The 16,882-nt window shown below is 60.6% G+C and carries 12 protein-coding genes; 7 read left to right on the top strand and 5 right to left on the bottom strand.

All coding sequences use genetic code 11. The features are described 5' to 3' along the window. Positions 1-184: 184 nt before the first annotated feature. Entirely contained in the window at positions 185-1,546 is a 1,362-nt protein-coding gene (locus G3O01_RS11635) for an MFS transporter (RefSeq protein ID WP_205804780.1), read from the top strand. A 66-nt stretch (positions 1,547-1,612) separates the two neighbouring features. Here G3O01_RS11635 and G3O01_RS11630 read toward each other — a convergent pair whose 3' ends face one another. After that, entirely contained in the window at positions 1,613-2,164 is a 552-nt protein-coding gene (locus G3O01_RS11630) for a DUF4863 family protein (protein ID WP_205804779.1), read from the bottom strand. A 539-nt stretch (positions 2,165-2,703) separates the two neighbouring features. On the opposite strand from G3O01_RS11630, the gene G3O01_RS45280 reads away from it, so the two are divergent. Next, positions 2,704-3,021 (top strand): isoprenylcysteine carboxylmethyltransferase family protein, encoded by a 318-nt coding sequence (locus G3O01_RS45280; protein ID WP_241023858.1) that lies wholly within the window; start codon positions 2,704-2,706, stop codon positions 3,019-3,021. 325 nt (positions 3,022-3,346) lie between these two features. After that, entirely contained in the window at positions 3,347-4,477 is a 1,131-nt protein-coding gene (locus G3O01_RS11620) for a porin (protein WP_205804778.1), read from the top strand. A gap of 100 nt (positions 4,478-4,577) precedes the next feature. Here G3O01_RS11620 and G3O01_RS11615 read toward each other — a convergent pair whose 3' ends face one another. Continuing rightward, on the bottom strand, positions 4,578-5,495 hold the full coding sequence (locus G3O01_RS11615) for a LysR family transcriptional regulator (protein WP_205804777.1): 918 nt from the start codon (positions 5,493-5,495) through the stop codon (positions 4,578-4,580). A 142-nt stretch (positions 5,496-5,637) separates the two neighbouring features. On the opposite strand from G3O01_RS11615, the gene G3O01_RS11610 reads away from it, so the two are divergent. The 4 genes from G3O01_RS11610 (at position 5,638) to G3O01_RS11595 (ending at position 11,260) form a co-directional block, all read left to right on the top strand. Next, on the top strand, positions 5,638-6,402 hold the full coding sequence (locus tag G3O01_RS11610; protein ID WP_205804776.1) for an SDR family oxidoreductase: 765 nt from the start codon (positions 5,638-5,640) through the stop codon (positions 6,400-6,402). A gap of 73 nt (positions 6,403-6,475) precedes the next feature. After that, on the top strand, positions 6,476-7,183 hold the full coding sequence (locus G3O01_RS11605; protein WP_205804775.1) for a pirin family protein: 708 nt from the start codon (positions 6,476-6,478) through the stop codon (positions 7,181-7,183). A 434-nt stretch (positions 7,184-7,617) separates the two neighbouring features. Then, positions 7,618-8,655 carry a 3-oxoacyl-[acyl-carrier-protein] synthase III C-terminal domain-containing protein gene (locus tag G3O01_RS11600; RefSeq protein WP_205804774.1) on the top strand — a complete coding sequence of 346 codons (1,038 nt, stop codon included), beginning with the start codon at positions 7,618-7,620 and terminating at the stop codon, positions 8,653-8,655. Positions 8,656-8,683: 28 nt separating this feature from the next. After that, complete coding sequence (locus G3O01_RS11595; protein WP_205804773.1) at positions 8,684-11,260, top strand: response regulator; 2,577 nt, start codon at positions 8,684-8,686, stop codon at positions 11,258-11,260. Positions 11,261-11,280: 20 nt separating this feature from the next. On the opposite strand, the gene G3O01_RS11590 is transcribed toward G3O01_RS11595, so the two are convergent. From G3O01_RS11590 to G3O01_RS11580, 3 genes are all read right to left on the bottom strand, one after another. Next, entirely contained in the window at positions 11,281-13,695 is a 2,415-nt protein-coding gene (locus tag G3O01_RS11590) for an acetamidase/formamidase family protein (RefSeq protein ID WP_205804772.1), read from the bottom strand. A gap of 252 nt (positions 13,696-13,947) precedes the next feature. Further along, positions 13,948-15,198: an acetamidase/formamidase family protein gene (locus G3O01_RS11585; protein WP_205804771.1), complete on the bottom strand. Its 1,251-nt coding sequence runs from the start codon at positions 15,196-15,198 to the stop codon at positions 13,948-13,950. A gap of 29 nt (positions 15,199-15,227) precedes the next feature. Then, positions 15,228-16,856, bottom strand: a complete 1,629-nt coding sequence (locus G3O01_RS11580; RefSeq protein WP_205804770.1) for an amino acid ABC transporter permease/ATP-binding protein — start codon at positions 16,854-16,856, stop codon at positions 15,228-15,230. Between the last annotated feature and the right edge of the window lie 26 nt (positions 16,857-16,882).

Raw genomic sequence — 16,882 nt, 5'->3', positions numbered from 1 at the left:
ATCAACTCGCGAGTATCGCGCAATGCTTCGGCGTCGCGTGACGGGGATCTGCGCGTGCTTTGCGTGATTCGCCGGGTTGTTGGCCAAATTTGGTGCTCTTAATCTGCGCCCGATAGTTCGGCGATGCACGCAGCTCACGCTGTTGAGGCGACGCCGACAGTTCAATCCCATCAGTGAGGATGTAATGGAAGAGACAAGGACTGTCGATGTACAGGCGCTTATCAACGCGCATCGTTTTTCCCGCTTTCAGTGGCTCGTGTTCGCGATGTGCTTCGTCATCGTGCTGATGGACGGTTTCGATACGGCTGCGATCGGCTTTATCGCGCCTTCGCTGCTGTCGGAGTGGCATATCAGCAGGGCGATGCTCGCACCCGTGCTCAGTGCCGCACTGTTCGGACTCGCGTGCGGCGCGCTGCTGTCAGGGCCGCTATCCGACCGATGCGGGCGGCGCGTCGTGCTGGTCTCGTCGGTGCTGCTATTCGGCGCGGCGTGTTGCGCTTGCGCCTTTGCGCGGGACCTGGAGGAGCTGACTACGCTGCGCTTCGTGACAGGCGTCGGACTCGGCGCCGCGATGCCGAATGCAGTCACGTTGATGAGTGAATTCAGCCCTGACGGGCGGCGCGCGACTATCGTCAATCTGATGTTCTGCGGCTTTCCGTTGGGCGCGGCATTCGGCGGATTTCTCGCTGCGTGGATGATTCCGCAGTTCGGCTGGCGCAGTGTGCTGCTGCTAGGCGGCGCGGTGCCGTTGCTGCTTGCCGTCGCGCTCGCGCTTCGCTTGCCGGAGTCGATCCGCTACATGGTGGCGAAGCAGCAGCCTGCCGAAAAGATCCGCAAGGTGCTGGTGCGTATCAGCCCCGACGTGCGCTCGGCGGATGCGTTCGTCATGCAGGAAAGCGTAAAGCACGCTGCACGCGAGGGCGGGATTCGCATCGTGCTGTCGCGTCCGTTCATTCTGGGTTCCGTGATGCTGTGGCTGTGCTATTTCATGGGTCTCGTCATTTTCTATGGGCTCGTGAACTGGATGCCCGTGTTGCTCAAGGATGCCGGACTGACGCCGCAGCGTGCCGCTCTCGTTTCCGCACTGTTTCCGCTCGGCGGCGCGGGTACGGTGTTGTGCGGGGTGCTGATGGACCGCTTCAATCCGAATCGTGTGGTGGCTGCTGCATATGCATCAGGCGCGATTGCCGTGTATGCGATCGGTCAGGCGATGGGCAGTATCGGTTTGCTGATGTGTACCGTGTTTATAGCTGGCGTGCTGGTGAATACCGCACAGGCGTCGATGCCCGCGCTGGCCGCAGCTTTCTATCCGACGGCAGGACGAGGGACAGGCGTCGCATGGATGCTCGGTGTGGGGCGGTTTGGCGGTATCGCGGGCTCGTTCCTGGTTGCGCAGTTGTCCCGGCAGCAGGTCAGTCTGCCGGGCATTTTCACGGTCGTCGCGATAGCAGGCGCGGTGTCGTGCGTGGCGCTGCTGATCAAACAGGCGACTGCTTCGTCACAGACGCCAGAACAAGTGCGCGACGGTGAGTCGCTTGCACACTGAAGCAATACAGTTGCGGTTGCGCGAAGCACTGCGAGCCTCGTATGAGGCTCGCAGTGCTTTAGCATTTCATTGGACCGGCGGTTTGACGTCGTATGCAATGCGCCCCGACGGCAAGAAGAACAGCGCAATCACTGCTCCGCCTTTTGCTTCCGGAAAGTGATGGCTTCCCGGCGCAGGCGCGGTCCACCCGCCATAACACCAGCCGTTCGGCCCCGCGAGCGCCGCGCCTTCGTTGAGCGGCACGACGAGATTGAACTCGCCATAAGGGTGCGAGTGATAATCGCCGCGAAACGCGTCTTCCGGGTTGCTTTGCGTGTTGGCGGTGCTGTCCATCAGCACGGCTGTGATGCTGAAATAGAAGGTATCGGCAGTGGGCTCCACGAGCCGGGCGCGCCGATACTTCGGGCCGGCGATTTCGACGTTTGCGGCCCAGCCTTCTTCGACGCCTAGCGTGATGAGGCGCGCGAGATCCTGATACAACTCGCTACCGACGCCGTATTTCGTGTTCAGCCATTGCTCGACATCGGTGCCCGTCGTCATGTCCTTCACTTCCTTGAGGAAGGGCAGGCAACGTGCGACAAGTTGATCTTTGGTGCTTGAAGTGGGATTTTCGGACATTTCGCTTGCTCCTTGGATATGTTGGCCTTGCACACGGTTCTTGCGTCATGCACGCAGTTCGATGTGCACCCTGGCGATCTCAAGATGCCATAGCACGGTCACCCCAAAAAGCGAAACTCTTGCAACACCAAAATGCACGTCATGCATATGATGATCGTGCACCTTGAACGCCGCGAGAGGCGCCGTACTACTGAATGGTTCGAGCCGGAAATTGCATCCGCTCTGTGGCCGCGTGTTGTGAGAACATGCGCACCACAATAAAACACCCTGTGTGACAAGGTTATGCACCTCAGCGATTCCAGCTTCTGGCGATTTCTTCCTCTCGTTCATGCGGTTCTGTTCGGCACGACGGCTGTGATTGGCCGCATATTGATTGCACGTACGAACCGGCACGCGATTTCGTCGCGCGATGTTTCTACCTGTGGCTGCCCGTTGTCGACGGACTGTTCCTCGCGGTTTATGGTTTTACGGGTCAGCGTGGACAACCCGTCGCGAACCTGCTCGATAGCGAGTGCTTTCGATGGATTGGTGTCGCGTGCATGGCCACCGCGTTGGTAGGGGTCGTGATCTCGCAGACCGCGATGGGCAGCGCGTGGCGAATGGGTGTCGATAGCCGCACACCTACCGAACTGATCACGACGGGACCGTTTGCGTTGTCGCGCAACCCGATTTATCTCGGCATCCGGGTGACGATGCTCGGGCAATTGCTCGTTGTGGGGAGTTGGCCCTTACTCGCTATCTGGTGTATGTCGGAATTGCTCGTGCAGATTCAGGTCAGATTCGAAGAGGAGCATATGTTTCGCTTGCACGCGCAACGTTATGCCGAATACTGCGCACGCGTACGACGCTGGCTTTGATCTGTCGCGCGCGATTCGATTCGTTCAATATCGAATTGAATACATTTCAAGTTCGAGTTTCTCGTGTGAGCGTGCGAAGGTATTAGCTCAATCGCAGTAGATTCGTTCCGCGCATTGCGCAGCCGATAGAATATTCTCCAAGGCTGCTGTTCCAATACGAGAAGCAAAATCCTTTGGCCGTTGCCTCGTCGCTTCAACCGGTTTTGCAGCGTCGAGGTTTTCCCCGTTGTTGCTTTTATTGTCCAACCCTAATCTCCGGCGTGCATTCATCCAGAGACGATACGTTCGTCATCCAGATTAAATGATTCGCGACTAAGGAGACTCCATGAAATACGGCAGGTTGGCAGCGCTGGCGGCAGGGCTTTTCAGCACGACGGCATTTGCGCAAAGCAGCGTCACACTCTACGGCGTGCTGGACACGGGCATCGAATATGTGTCCCACGCAAACGCCGCAGGCGATCACGTGATCCGGATGCCGGGTATCACGGGCGAACTGCCTTCGCGCTGGGGACTGCGCGGCACGGAAGACCTGGGTGGCGGACTCAAGGCAGTATTCATTCTCGAGAGCGGCTTCAATCTCAAGGGCGGCGACTCGGGTCAAGGCGGCCGGCTATTCGGACGACAGGCGCTTGTCGGACTGGAGGGAGCGTGGGGATCGCTGACGCTTGGCCGTCAATACACGATGTCGTATTGGGCATTGTCCGATGCCGATATTCTCGGGCCGGACATCTATGGCATCGGCGCGTTGGACGCATTCCTGCCCAACGCGAGAAGCGACAACACGATTGCCTATAAGGGAAAATTCTATGGATTCACACTCGGCGCGACCTGGTCGTTCGGACGGGACAGCACCGGCACGGGCAATTCTCCCGGGCAAGGCACATGCGCCGGACAGGTGCCGGGTGACGTGAATCAATGCCGCGAATGGAGTGCGATGCTCAAGTACGATGGTACGTACTTCGGCGTGGCGACGGCCTATGACGAGCAACGCGGCGGCACGAATGCCGCGGCTAACTTCTTCGACGGCGTCGCGCCGTTTCCGATTGCCAGCACAGGCGACAAGGATGCGCGGCTTCAGGCGAACGGCTACGTGAATCTTGCGGGAGTGAAGGTCGGTGGCGGCTGGGTCGGCCGGCGTGTTGAATCGAACGGGCGAGGCGGCGATGTGCGCTCCAATCTGTTCTACCTGGGCGCGCAATACTACGTCACCCCCGCTCTCGCCATTGATGGAGAAGCATACCGCGTGATTGTCGAGCAGCAGGACGCGCGGGCGACGATGCTCAGCATGCGTGCTACCTACTTCCTGTCGAAGCGCACGGCTGTGTATGGCAACGTTGCGTACTTGTGGAACAGCGCGCACGCTCGCTATTCCGTCAGTGCAGGTGGCGGTGGCACTACGCCTGCCGCGGGAGTCGGTCAGCTCGGTGCTATTGCAGGCATCCGGCACACGTTCTGACGGCCCGTCGCGATCCTGAATGTCCGTTCGAGGCTTAGCGCACACATCACAGTGAGCGACTCACGACGAGCGGACGCGGCTAATCAGGTCTATCAGCGCATCACTTCGGCCATCGCCACGTGGGATCGGAGAGATGGTCGGCGAAGTAATCGGATAGCGCCGCCACCTTCGCGGGTCGCGCGCGTGCCGACGGCGTTACGAAGTACAGACCGCCCTTCGTCAGCGACCAGTCGGTCAGGATCGCTTCGAGACGACCATCGGTCAGATACTCGCCGGCGATAAATTCGGGCAGTTCGGCGATCGCAAGTCCATCGAGCAGCATGGGCAATAGTGCATCGGCATTCGTCACGCGCAGCGGGCCGGTCGGCATCACCGGTTCTTCCTCGCCCGCATCGTTCGTGAAACGCCACACATCGCTACGCGCGCGATACGCGTACGAGAGACACGGCCGATCCACCAGCTCACGCGGATGCGCCGGCCGCCCTTCGCGCTGCAGATAGTCCGGCGACGCCACCACGAATTGCGTGACCGCGCACAGCCGCCGCGCCACCAGCGACGAATCCGGCAACGCGGCGATACGCAGCGCGGCATCAAAACCATCGGCGACCAGATCGACCGACGCATCCGATAGATGCAGGTCGATCGACACCTCCGGATAGGCGCGAAAGAAACCCGGCAGCAGCGGCGCGACCCAGCGCAGCCCGAACGACATCGGCACGGCGAGGCGCACCAGCCCGCGCGGCTGCACCGACATCTCGCGCGCCGCACTTTCCGCTTCCTCGGCCTGCCGGTAGAGATCGCTGGCTTTCTCGCAGATCGTCCGGCCGAACTCGGTGAGCGACAACTGGCGCGACGTCCGGTTGAGCAGCCGCGCGCCCAGCCGGTCTTCCAGGCGGGCCACACCGCGCGAGACGGTCGCCACCGATACGCCCATCGTGCGCGCCGCAGCCGCAAACGATCCCTCCTCGGCGACCTTCGCGAACATCGCGAGTCCTTCGAAATCAGGCAGCTTCGCCATTCGTCCTCATCATTTCATTTTTGCAACGTTGGTTTGCAATCAATTCTATTTCGAAAAGATCGGGCCGTCGATATTCTCCTCACATCGCAGCACGCAACACCGAACCCCAACATCCACTGAACGAAACGAAAGGAGCAACACCATGGCACGCAAACTCGACAACAAGATCGCACTCGTCACCGGCGCAACCAGCGGCATCGGTCTCGCCACCGCCCAGCGCTTCGCGGCTGAAGGCGCGCATGTTTATCTCACGGGCCGCCGTCAGGCCGAACTCGATGCCGCCGTGAAGAGCATCCGCGAAGCGGGCGGCAAGGCGACCGGTGTCCGCGTCGACTCGACGAAGCTCGGCGAACTCGACGCGCTGTATGCGCAGATCAAGGAAGAACAGGGGCGTCTGGACGTGCTGCTCGCAAACGCAGGCGGCGGTTCGATGCTGCCGTTTGGCAGCATCACCGAAGAGCACTTCGACGACACGTTCAATCGCAATGTGAAGGGCGTGCTGTTCACGGTGCAAAAGGCGCTGCCGCTGCTGGCCGCGGGAGCATCGGTAATTCTCACGGGTTCGACGGCAGGCAGCGCGGGCACGGCGGCCTTCAGCGTGTATTCGGCTTCGAAGGCAGCGGTGCGTTCATTCGCACGTAACTGGATTCTCGACCTCAAGGATCGCCAGATCCGCGTGAACACGATCAGCCCCGGCGCAACCCGCACGCCCGGCCTGCTCGATCTGGCCGGTGACGACGCCGCGCAGCGCCAGGGTCTCGCCGACTACCTGGCCTCGCAGATTCCGATGGGACGTCTGGGCGAACCCAATGAAATCGCGAGCGCGGCGCTGTTCCTCGCCTCGGACGATGCGAGCTTCGTGAACGGCATCGAGCTGTTCGTCGATGGCGGTCAGCAACAGATCTGAGTGTGGCGGGGTCACGCGGATGCGGTCACCGACGATCGCATCCGCGCCGGGGTCGCCCGAACGGAGCTTCATCATGATCGAACATCGTCCTTTTCTCTCGCTCGGCGCAATCCGGCGCGACTGGCTCGATGCACGGCTGCATTTCCGTTTTGGCGAAACGGGGTGCGCCGGCCATGCGCCGCTCGGCCCGCTTCACGTATTGAACGACGATGAATTCGCGCCGCATTCGGGTTTCGGCCTGCATGCTCATCGCGATGTCGAGATCGTCACGTGGGTGCGCTCGGGCGCGATCACGCATGAAGACGATGCGGGTAATCGCGCGCGGCTCGTCGCCGATTCCGTTCAGGTGATGAGCGCAGGTACTGCGATCCATCACGCCGAGCGCAACGAAGAAAACGCGCCCGCGCGGCTGTTCCAGATCTGGCTGCACCCGCGCACGCGGGGCGGCACGCCGCGCTGGGCGACGCGTGTCTGTTCGCACGAACTGCGCGAGGGCCGCTTCATCACGCTGGCGAGCGGCGATCCGGACGACATGAACGCGGGCGCACTGCCCATCAATACCGATGCACGCGTGTGTATCGCGACGTTACGCGAAGGCACGAGGCTGCAACACACGTTGCCGATGTCAGGGTCGGCCTATCTGGTTGTGGATCATGGGCGGCTCGATGTGGGGCACGTCCGTCTGGCGCCACGCGATGGCATCGCTATCCGCGATGAAGCGCGGCTTACGTTGACGGCGCACGACGACACCGATGTCGTGATCGTCGAACTCTTGACATAGGGCGGCTGAGGCTCCTGGCCGAACAGCGACGACATCTCTTTGGCAAAGATAGTGATCGGTGACTCCAAACTAGCGAGCACAAAGCGCAACTAACTGTCTGTTGCTCATCCCGTTTCACCTGGCTTCGCCAAACAGCACGACTCGCAGGATCGGGGGCGGGCACAGAGAGAGGCGTTGCCGACATCCGGCAGGCGAGTAGCCCCTGCACGACCTCCGATACGGACAGTCCACAACCACTGTGCTTTCTGGATAAACAGGAACGCCTGGACTGCGATTTCCTGTTTCCCGGGTTCGAGGACAATACAACGAAATCCGTGATTGACGGTGAACACGTTAAGGTACCCACGCCGCATAGGCCGGAACCTGACATGAGGCTTCCGCGTGCATCCGCACGAACACGTTTTTGTTCACCGCTTCTATTTCATGGACTCAATATGCTTATCAAGAACGTAGCAGTCAGCCTGCCCTCCAGGACCGTCACCAACGAAGAGGTTGTCGACATGATCCGGTTTCATTCGACCGGGTTCGAGGGCGACATGGACAGAGCTATGCGAACCGTAAAGACGTTGCTCGACCGTAGTGGCCTCGTCAACCGCCGCTGGTGCCACAGCCATGAGTCGCCGATCGACCACGTCGCCATGGCGACGCGCAAGGCGCTGTCCGAGACCTACCTGAGGCCGGAGCATATCGAACTGTTTATCTTCGTCGGTATCGGCAGAGGTTTTCTCGAGCCGGGCAATAGCCACATGATGGCCAGCACGCTTGGATTCGACAACGCCGAGTGCTTCGACGTGGTCGATGCATGCATGAGCTGGACACGCGCGATGTCGATTGTCGATAGCCTCTTCAAGTCCGGCCAGTATCGCAACGCGATGATCGTGAATGCCGAGTTCAACATGCTCAACGGCGGACCACTGTACCCCGCGAATTTCATGCTGAAGAACCAGGCGCAGCTGGAATACACGCTGCCGTCGTTCACGATTGGAGAGGCGGCGACGGCAACCCTGATTGTCGCTAACGAGCCAGATAACTTCAGCTTTGCTTTCCGGGGCAAGCCACAGGCGTCAGACCTCTGTACTATCCCGATTCCGGGCTACGAGGGCTATTGTCACCCGACTGAACGGATCGGGAGGAACGGAGACATGCGTTTTACATCTTTCGGTCACGAACTGCACAAGAACTCGGATGAGATTACCGAGGTGCTTTCGAAACTCCCCATCCCGAAGAGTGATATCGACATTGTCTTCACGCATGCGTCTTCGAAGGCTGCGTGGCATGGCTACGGCGTCCGGGCAGGGATCGACGACAAGATGTACCACATCTACCCGGAGACGGGAAACCTTGTCTCGGCCTCGATTCCGGCTGCCATATCACTGGCCAGAGACGACGGCCGCCTCAACCGGGGTGATCGGGTGTTATGCTGGGTAGGCAGTGCCGGCATGTCATTTAACGTAAGCAGCTTCAGATTCTGAGGCTGAATCACAACAGCTGAAAAACAACATGAAAGCCATCGCGAGGGTCATTGGCTATATCAGCAAACGGGTATCTGACTCGTACCATCTGTCGGATTACAGCGTGCTGGCCGTGGGCGTAATCGGTGCCATTGGACATCCCGTTTACTGGTTCTGGTGGACGTACGTCGATCCCCAACCCAACGAAAGCCTGGGGATGCGCATTGCCGGCATGGTTGCCAGTGTGCTCCTGCTCTTGCGCCGCTTCTGGCCCGCCGCGATGGCGCCTTTGCTGCCCTGGTATTACTTTGCAACGGTAGCGTACTCGCTACCGTTCTTTTTCACGTATTACCTGCTGACCAGTCACTATTCGATACTGTGGTCCATGGCCGAACTGGGCATGGTCTTCTTCCTGATTGCCATATTTCCCTCTTTTGTGGTCCTGTCGCTCAACGTGTTCCTGGGGGGCGGTCTCGCTGTACTGTGTGCCTGGATGACGGTGCCGCAATCCATCCATCTGGACTCGCATCTGTTTCTCTATCTGTACTTGCCGATTTTCACGTTCGGCATTTGCGCTGGCGTGACCTTCAGCTACAGCAACATGAAGGGGATCACCGCACAGGCGCGAAACGAGGCGCTTCGCGCGCTAGCAGGCACGATTGCCCATGAGATGAGAAATCCGCTCAGCCAGTTGCGGTATGTGCTGGATCGCGTGGACGAGGCGCTTCCTGTCATCACTGGCGCGAAGGCATCTTCCGGCGTGTCACCCGACGGCGCCGCTTTGCTGTTTCACCATCTCACGTACGGCCAGCTGGCAATCGACCGCGGCTTGCGGATCATCGCGATGACGCTCGACGAGGTGAGTGCGAAGCCCATTCGCCCGGATCATCTCGTCTATCTGAGCGCTGCGGAAACGACGCGTAAGGCAATCGACGAGTACGGTTTCGGTGACAGAAAGGAACGCAGCAAGGTCAGTCTGAGCGTCATTGAGGACTTCACCTTCAAGGTCGACGAAACGGTCTACCTGTTCGCGCTGTTCAACCTGATCAGGAACGCGCTTCATCATATTGCGTCACATCCGTCTGCGGCGATTACGCTGACAGTAGATCGCCAGCGGGTAACCGTCCACGACACCGGGCCGGGTATTGCGCCTGGCGTGATGGCGGAACTGTTCAAACCTTTCCAGACGACGGGAAATCCTGCGGGCACGGGATTGGGCCTTGCGTATTGCCAGCGGGCCATGCGTTCTTTCGGCGGCACTGTGTCATGCGATTCGGAAGTGGGTAAATTCACGCAATTCACACTGCAATTTCCGCTCATCTCGCGAGAGGAAATCGCAGCACACGAGCGCCAGGTTCTCGAGCAATCCACGGCGTTCTTCAACGGCAAGCGCATCCTTGTGGTGGACGATGATGCCGACCAGAGGGCGAGAGTGTCACGCGTTCTGTCCAAAGTCGGTGTACAGGTCAGCGAGGCGGAGAACGGCGAGGAAGCACTCGCGCTGTTGCGGCAACCACCGTCCTGGAACCTCGTATTGATGGACATCAATATGCCGGTGATGGACGGCTACACCACCACGGAGAAGATCCGTGCGGACAACACAGGTATCAACAGGAACGTGCCGATTGCCGGCTACACCGCGGAGCATCGTGGCATTGCACGCGTTCTCGCGCAAAGAGCCGGCATGGACCTGACGCTGAGCAAATCGTGCGGCCCGGTGGAACTGATCACGACGCTGAGCGCGCTTCTGGAAAGCGGCACGCGACACCGCTCGAAGCAGATGTTCGACGGTTTCTCGGGCCGGTCGATCATCGTGGCCGACGACGATACCTACAGCAGACTGGTGGCAAAAAGTTATCTGGAGCGCTTCGGCGCCGGTGTCATCGAAGCAGAACACGGATTGGCCGTTCTCGCCCGGTTGGACGAGCAGCCGGGTGTTGATGCCATTCTGATGGACGTCAACATGCCGGGCATGGGTGGCGTAGAAACCGCGCTGGCGATCCGCGCACGCGTTGATGGCGCGTGCCGGGTACCCATCATCGCGCTCACGGGTCACGCTGACGTGGGTGCCGTTCAGGAATGCCTGCGTGCCGGTATGGACGAGGTGCTGGTCAAGCCGGTGCAGATCGGCTTGCTTCACGCATGCCTCGCGAGACAGTTTGCCCGGATGGAATCTTTGACCTCTAAGGAAGCCGGTTCGGACCGCACTGCGTCCGTCACTGAAGTCGCTAAAGCAGGCGTGAGAAAGGGCGAGCAACTGCTCGATGAAATGCAGCTTGATGAACTCGCAACGCTCGACCTGCTAGATCAGAGTTTCCTTAGCGGCATCGAACAGATCCGTTCTCTGCAGGCGCATCTTGCGAGCAGTGTGGCCGCGCATGACATCGAGTCGACGCACGCTGCTTTACACAGACTTCTCGGTGTCAGCGGCAACATCGGTGCAAAGGCACTGCATGCATACGCAGAGACGATCTATCCGCGCATCAAGCAAGGTCAATGGCCTCTGGAGCTGGACTGGCTCGAGCAGATTTCTACATTAGGCAATCGATCGACTGAAGCGCTGGAAGCGTACTTCGTTTCTGCCACGACGAGTCGCGGTTATCGTCAGGTGTCGGGAGAGGTCTAGACCCGAATGGGCCGCCCGGCTCAGTCGGGCGATGTCCCCACACCGCTTGCCCGCTTCGTCCTCGATGCAAATAGCTCCTTACGTACGATGGCGTGCACACCCATATTGCCATCGACAACCTGCGTCACCCCGAAGTCGATCGCAACCGAGATCAGCGAGATAGCTTCGTCCTCGGTCAGCCCTTGCGTCGTCATCAGGAAGCGGCGCGTCTTGATGAAAGCATCGCGCATCGCCAGGTCGAGTGTGGACTTCTCATACACCTTGCTTTGAGCCTGCACGCCGAATTCGGCCAGATAGTTTGCGTGACTAAAACCGTGAAGGACCCATTCGTCCGCCGTTTCCACGAGCGGATACGTGAGGTCGGCATATGTTTTCCCGGCAAGATCAGCTTTCTTGTGCAGGATGATCTGAAAATCCCCCGTCAAGGAGCATTCAATCGCGGTGCCGCACAACTCGGAGTCGCCCTGCGACGCGTGCGGATCGCCGACCGAAAGCAGGGCGCCAGGCACGCCGACGGTGAGATAAACGCTTGTCCCGGGCGCAATGCGCCAGTTGTCGAGATTTCCGCCGAACGCGGACGGTGGTATCGAGTCGATAAGACCGCTTTGCTGTGGAGCGACGGCTATCAGCCCAAAATGAGGACGAACGGGTATGCGTACGTCTCTGAGTACGTCGAAGTTCTTTTCGACGGTTGTGTGGTCAACCGGAACGCCGGGGTAATCGATTGTCTCGTGCACCACGCCGAACGGATCGCGTTGCGGAGTCCAACGATAGTTATAGACCGCGCGTGCGTGGGGATTGTGACTTTCGCTGTCGTCGAGCTCGTAGATCGTCACGACTTCACGCGGCTTGGGTTCGGTCAGCAACTCCCGATAGTGAAAGCCCCACCAGGCCGCCGCGTTGCTGCCGAACACGCGGCCGGCGAAATGCGGATTGGCACAGCGTCGCGGCCGCACGTCGAGGATGCGGACTTCGAGTACGTCACCAGGCTCTGCACCCCGCACGGCCACAGGCCCGGTGCAGATATGCACGCCAAAACCTTCGCCCGCACCGCGACCATAGATTGACGCATCGATCGGTCCTGCACCGCGTCGATTGACGTTCTTCCGTTCGGCCGTCCAGTGGAAGACGCTTTCTGCGCCCGCATCGCCGGCAATCATGCGCGCCCAGTCGTCGGCTGCGTGCTGGGTGAGCGTCTCGATTGTCACCGTGTCGCCGCTATCGACTTCGAGGACCGGTTTCAGATCGTGTGAAAAGTAGCCCCAGTGCACCGTGTTTGCATTCACACGCAGCAGGTGATGGCGCGCGCGCTTTCCTTTTCGCACGGGCCGCGATTCCACGAGCACTTCTCGCTCTTCGTCACTTGCCGCAATGACCTCTGAGAGACCGGATCGCGGCGCGGTTTCATCAGCTTTGGCCTTTGCATTTCCGGGAACACTGTCGGCATCCAGCGGCAAGCCGCGTGAGATCCGACGAACGAACTGACGCGCAAGTTCGAGGCTCGCTTCATGACGGAACTCGCGCGGCGACGTTCTGTACTGGTCGCGAAACGCGCGGCTGAAGTGCGCCGGATCGTTGAAGCCCCATCGAAAGCAGATTTCGGAAATCGATTTCTTCTCATGCAGCGGGTCGACCAGTTCCGCACGGCAGCGTTCCAGCCGGCGCACGCGAAGATAAGTCGAAAAGCTCTGACCTGCCGATTCAAAGAGCTTCTGCAGATAGCGTGGCGAGACTCCCGCTTCTTGCGCAATCTCCGGGACGCTGAGCTTGGACTCTCCAAGGCGCGCATCGATGGAGCGGCACGCGCGTGCAAAGATTGCAGCCTGCGACGCGGTCAAGCCATTTACGCTGTCGCCTCGCTGGGCTGACAGGCACGCAAAGAGGAATTCGGCGAGAGCAAGTTCGAGCGGTCGCAACTCATTGCGCGACAAGGTATCGACGGCTTCTCCGATTGAGCGAAGAAAGCGGGAGAAGACCTGCCCGATGCCGGCGTTTCCTGTGATATGGCCTGCGCGCAACGTAGCAGGTGCTAGAAGATGCGCGCTCAAAGCCGCCCGCGGCACGAGCACGGCGAAGATTCGAAAGTCGCAGTCGAGCGTCAGCGAAGCATGCTCGCGCGCAGGCACGTAGATGACGTCGTTGACTGACAGCCGCGTCGACACCCCATCGACCGAGAGCGTCGCTTTGCCGTCGATCAGAAGCAGCAGTCGAAGACTATCGTTGGTCGCCGGGTCGAATCGCAGTGTCTGCGCGACCGACGCAATCATGCCCAGCTCGAAGCCGCCAGCGGAAGTCTGCGAATGCATCGTGGCCTGCAGCGCGCCACCCGCAGGTAGCGCGTTCCATCCGAGTCCCAGGCGCGACAGCGCTTCGCGCCAGGCGCTGGAGCGATCGCCTTCGCGATATGACTCGGTAGTGAACCGCTGCAAACTCAATCTGCCTCCCGTCCTGCGACAGCCGTCCGCTTGTCGGCAGGCGCCGTCCGTGTCGGGTGCGCGTGACTCGCGCTGCGGCACTGCGAAGCAACGTCCATGCCATTGTTTTTCGCATGTGCAGGTGTGCCTTGGAGCGGGTGTGGATAAGCACGCGTCGCGCGGCTGGCAAGCTATCCGCGCGACGCGTCTTCGTTGTTCGCATGCACTGAACAGGGAGTTCGACGCATCAGGAAGACCAACGCACGCACCGCATTAGGGCGATGCGAACGCCCCGAACATCTCCTTGCGGATCGAACCGTGGATGCCCCAGTTGCCATCGACGACCTGGGTCACGCCGAAATCGGCTGCTACGGACATCAGGGCAATCGCTTCGTCTTCGCTCATCCGGTGCACGGTCATCAAAAAGCGCCGCAGCTTCCGGAAGGCATCGCGCATTGCCTTGTCAAGGCTCGCATGTTGCGCGACTTCGATTTGTGCGTTTGGGCCCAGCTCTGCGAGATAGTTCGGGAATGTGAAGCCATAGACGGACCATAGCTCGTCGGTTTCGAGCAGCGGGTGCGTGAGTCCCTCGAGGATGGACCCACCGAGGTCGGCGGCCTTGTGCAGCACGAACTCAAAGTCACCCGTGAGCGATGTTTCGATTGCAGTACCGCCAAGCTCGCTATCGCCCTGTGCCGCATGCGGGTCGCCGACGGAGAAGAACGCGCCCTCGACCGCTACGGGGTAGTACATCCGGGCCCCCTTTCCGACGCGCCAGTCGTCGATGTTGCCGCCGGTGTAGCCAGGCGGAATCGAGCTGACAAAGTCCGATTCTGCAGGCGCAACACCCATCGTGCCGAAGTGCAGGCGAGCAGGCACTTTCACATCTGGCAGGATTCCCTCGCGCTTTTTCACACGTGAGTGATCGACGCGCACGCCCGGGTAATCGATATTTGCATGCACGATGCCGTCGGGATCAGTCTGCGGCGTCCACACGTAGTTGTACACGGCACGTGCGAACGGTTCACCCGAGGTATCCAGTTCGAAGATGGTGACCACTTCGCGCGGCTTGGGCTCTTCGATCAGGTCGTGATACTGAAATCCCCATGACGCCGCAACGTTCGATCCGAAGCAACGGCCCCGATAGCAGGCGTTGCAACTCGGACGAGGACGCACGTCAAGGATGCGTACCTCCAGTACGTCGCCCGGCTCGGCGCCTTCGACGGCAATCGGTCCGGTCAGCAGGTGAACGCCGACGCCTTCGCCGGAGCCGAGCTTGAACGGACCCTCTGTCGGACCGGCGCCGCGACGGGGCACCGCCTTATGCTCGCGCGTCCAGTGGAACACGCTTTCTGCACCGGGGTCGCCGGCTACCATCCGTTCGTGGTCGTCGTTCGCGTGGTGCGTCAGTGTCTCAATCGTGGCGCGGTCGCCGGAACGCACGGTCAGTGCGGGCGCTACCGCTTTGCTGAAATAGCCCCAATGGACGGTTTCCGGAGACACGCGAAGAGTGTGATGCTTCATCAGTCGATTCCTTGTTGAGATTGCGACTTTCAGATTGCGAGAGCGAGCCGGTCGTCTGCGCCCATGACCGACAGGAATCGCCGTGTCAAACGATGTTGCGGCTGGGTAAGGATCTGGTGCGCTGGGCCTTCCTCGACGATCTTGCCGCCGCTCATGAACACGACACGATCTGCGACCTGGTCGGCAAAGCGCAGCTGATGCGTCGAAATGATCATCGTCAGCCCGCCTTCGATGGCGAGTCGCTGGATGACATCGAGCACTTCGCCGACGAGTTCGGGGTCGAGCGCGGAAGTCGGCTCGTCGAGCAACAAGACGCGCGGCCTGGGCGCGAGCGCGCGTGCAATCGCTACACGCTGTTGCTGGCCGCCGGACAGGTGACGCGGCAGCGCATCGGCGCGATGCGCGAGGCCGACGCGCTCAAGCAACTCACGGGCACGACGCGCGGCTTCGTCGGCTGGGACGCCATGCACCCAACGCAGAGGCCCGGCGACGTTTTCGAGCGCGGACAGATGTGCGAACAGGTTGAAGTGCTGAAAGACCATCCCGACGCCGGCGGCGGCGCGTTGACTGGCGAGTTCGCCAGGCGTCGCCTGATTGCCGTCGACCCGATAGCCGATGCGCTGGCCATCGATGCGAATCTTTCCTTCGTCCCACGATTCCAGATGATTGACGCAGCGAAGCAGTGTGCTCTTGCCGGAACCGCTCGGGCCTAGCACCACGACGACTTCGCCGGCCCGGACAGTCATATCGAAACCGTTGAGCACAGTCTGCGTACCGTAGCTTTTTTTCAAGCCGATGATCTGTACTGAAGGGGGCTGCTTTGCAAGCTCGGCAAGGCGTGCCGCACGCTGTCCGACACTGCGGACTTCGACGGAGCGCGGCGCCGATGAGCCGTCGAGTTCGCTGTCGTCGCGCGTCGCGTCGGCATCGGGTGCGCTCGTCGGCACGGCCGCTGATACTGCGTCGGCGCGTCGCCACGGCAGCAGACGCGCAAAGCCTTTGACGCCGCTGCGCTCAAGATCGAGCGCGCTCTCGGCCACGAGCTGGATGGCGGCAATGAGTCCGGTCAGCACGAGGTACATGAGACCAGACGCAAAGAAAATCGCGAAGAAGTCGAACGTGGAAGACGCGAGTTGCGTGCTGCGCAGCGTGAGTTCGTCGACGGCGATGACGGAGGCAAGCGACGAATTTTTCAGTGCGCTCACCGATTCATTGCCGAGTGCCGGCACGATCGCGCGAATCGCCTGCGGCGATATCACGCGTCGCATCAGTACCGATGGCGTCATGCCCAGCGCCTGGCCCGCGAGAACCTGACCGCGATCGACGCCAAGCACGCCCGCGCGCAGGATCTCGGCGATAAACGGCCCTTCATTGGCGGCAAGCGCGAGGCCTGCCGCCGCGATGGCCGAGAGCTTCAAGCCGAGATGCGGTAAGGCGTCGTACGCGAAGACAAGCTGGAGAATCAGCGGCGTGCCGCGAAAGATCACCGTATAGCCGCGCGCAATGGCGGCGAGCGGACCTACGCGCGACAGTTGCATCGCCGCCAGCACGACACCTACGACAAGACCGCCGGCCAGCCCCAGCACCGTGACTGCAACGGTAAAGCCAATACCGCGCACGAGATACGGCAGCGTCAAATAGTGCAGAAACAGTTCCATCGTGTCGACCTTTTGATCAGCGACTG

It is taken from the genome of Burkholderia sp. Ac-20365 (assembly GCF_017104715.1).
Lineage (GTDB): Bacteria > Pseudomonadota > Gammaproteobacteria > Burkholderiales > Burkholderiaceae > Paraburkholderia.
This window is presented reverse-complemented; position numbering and strand designations above follow the sequence as displayed.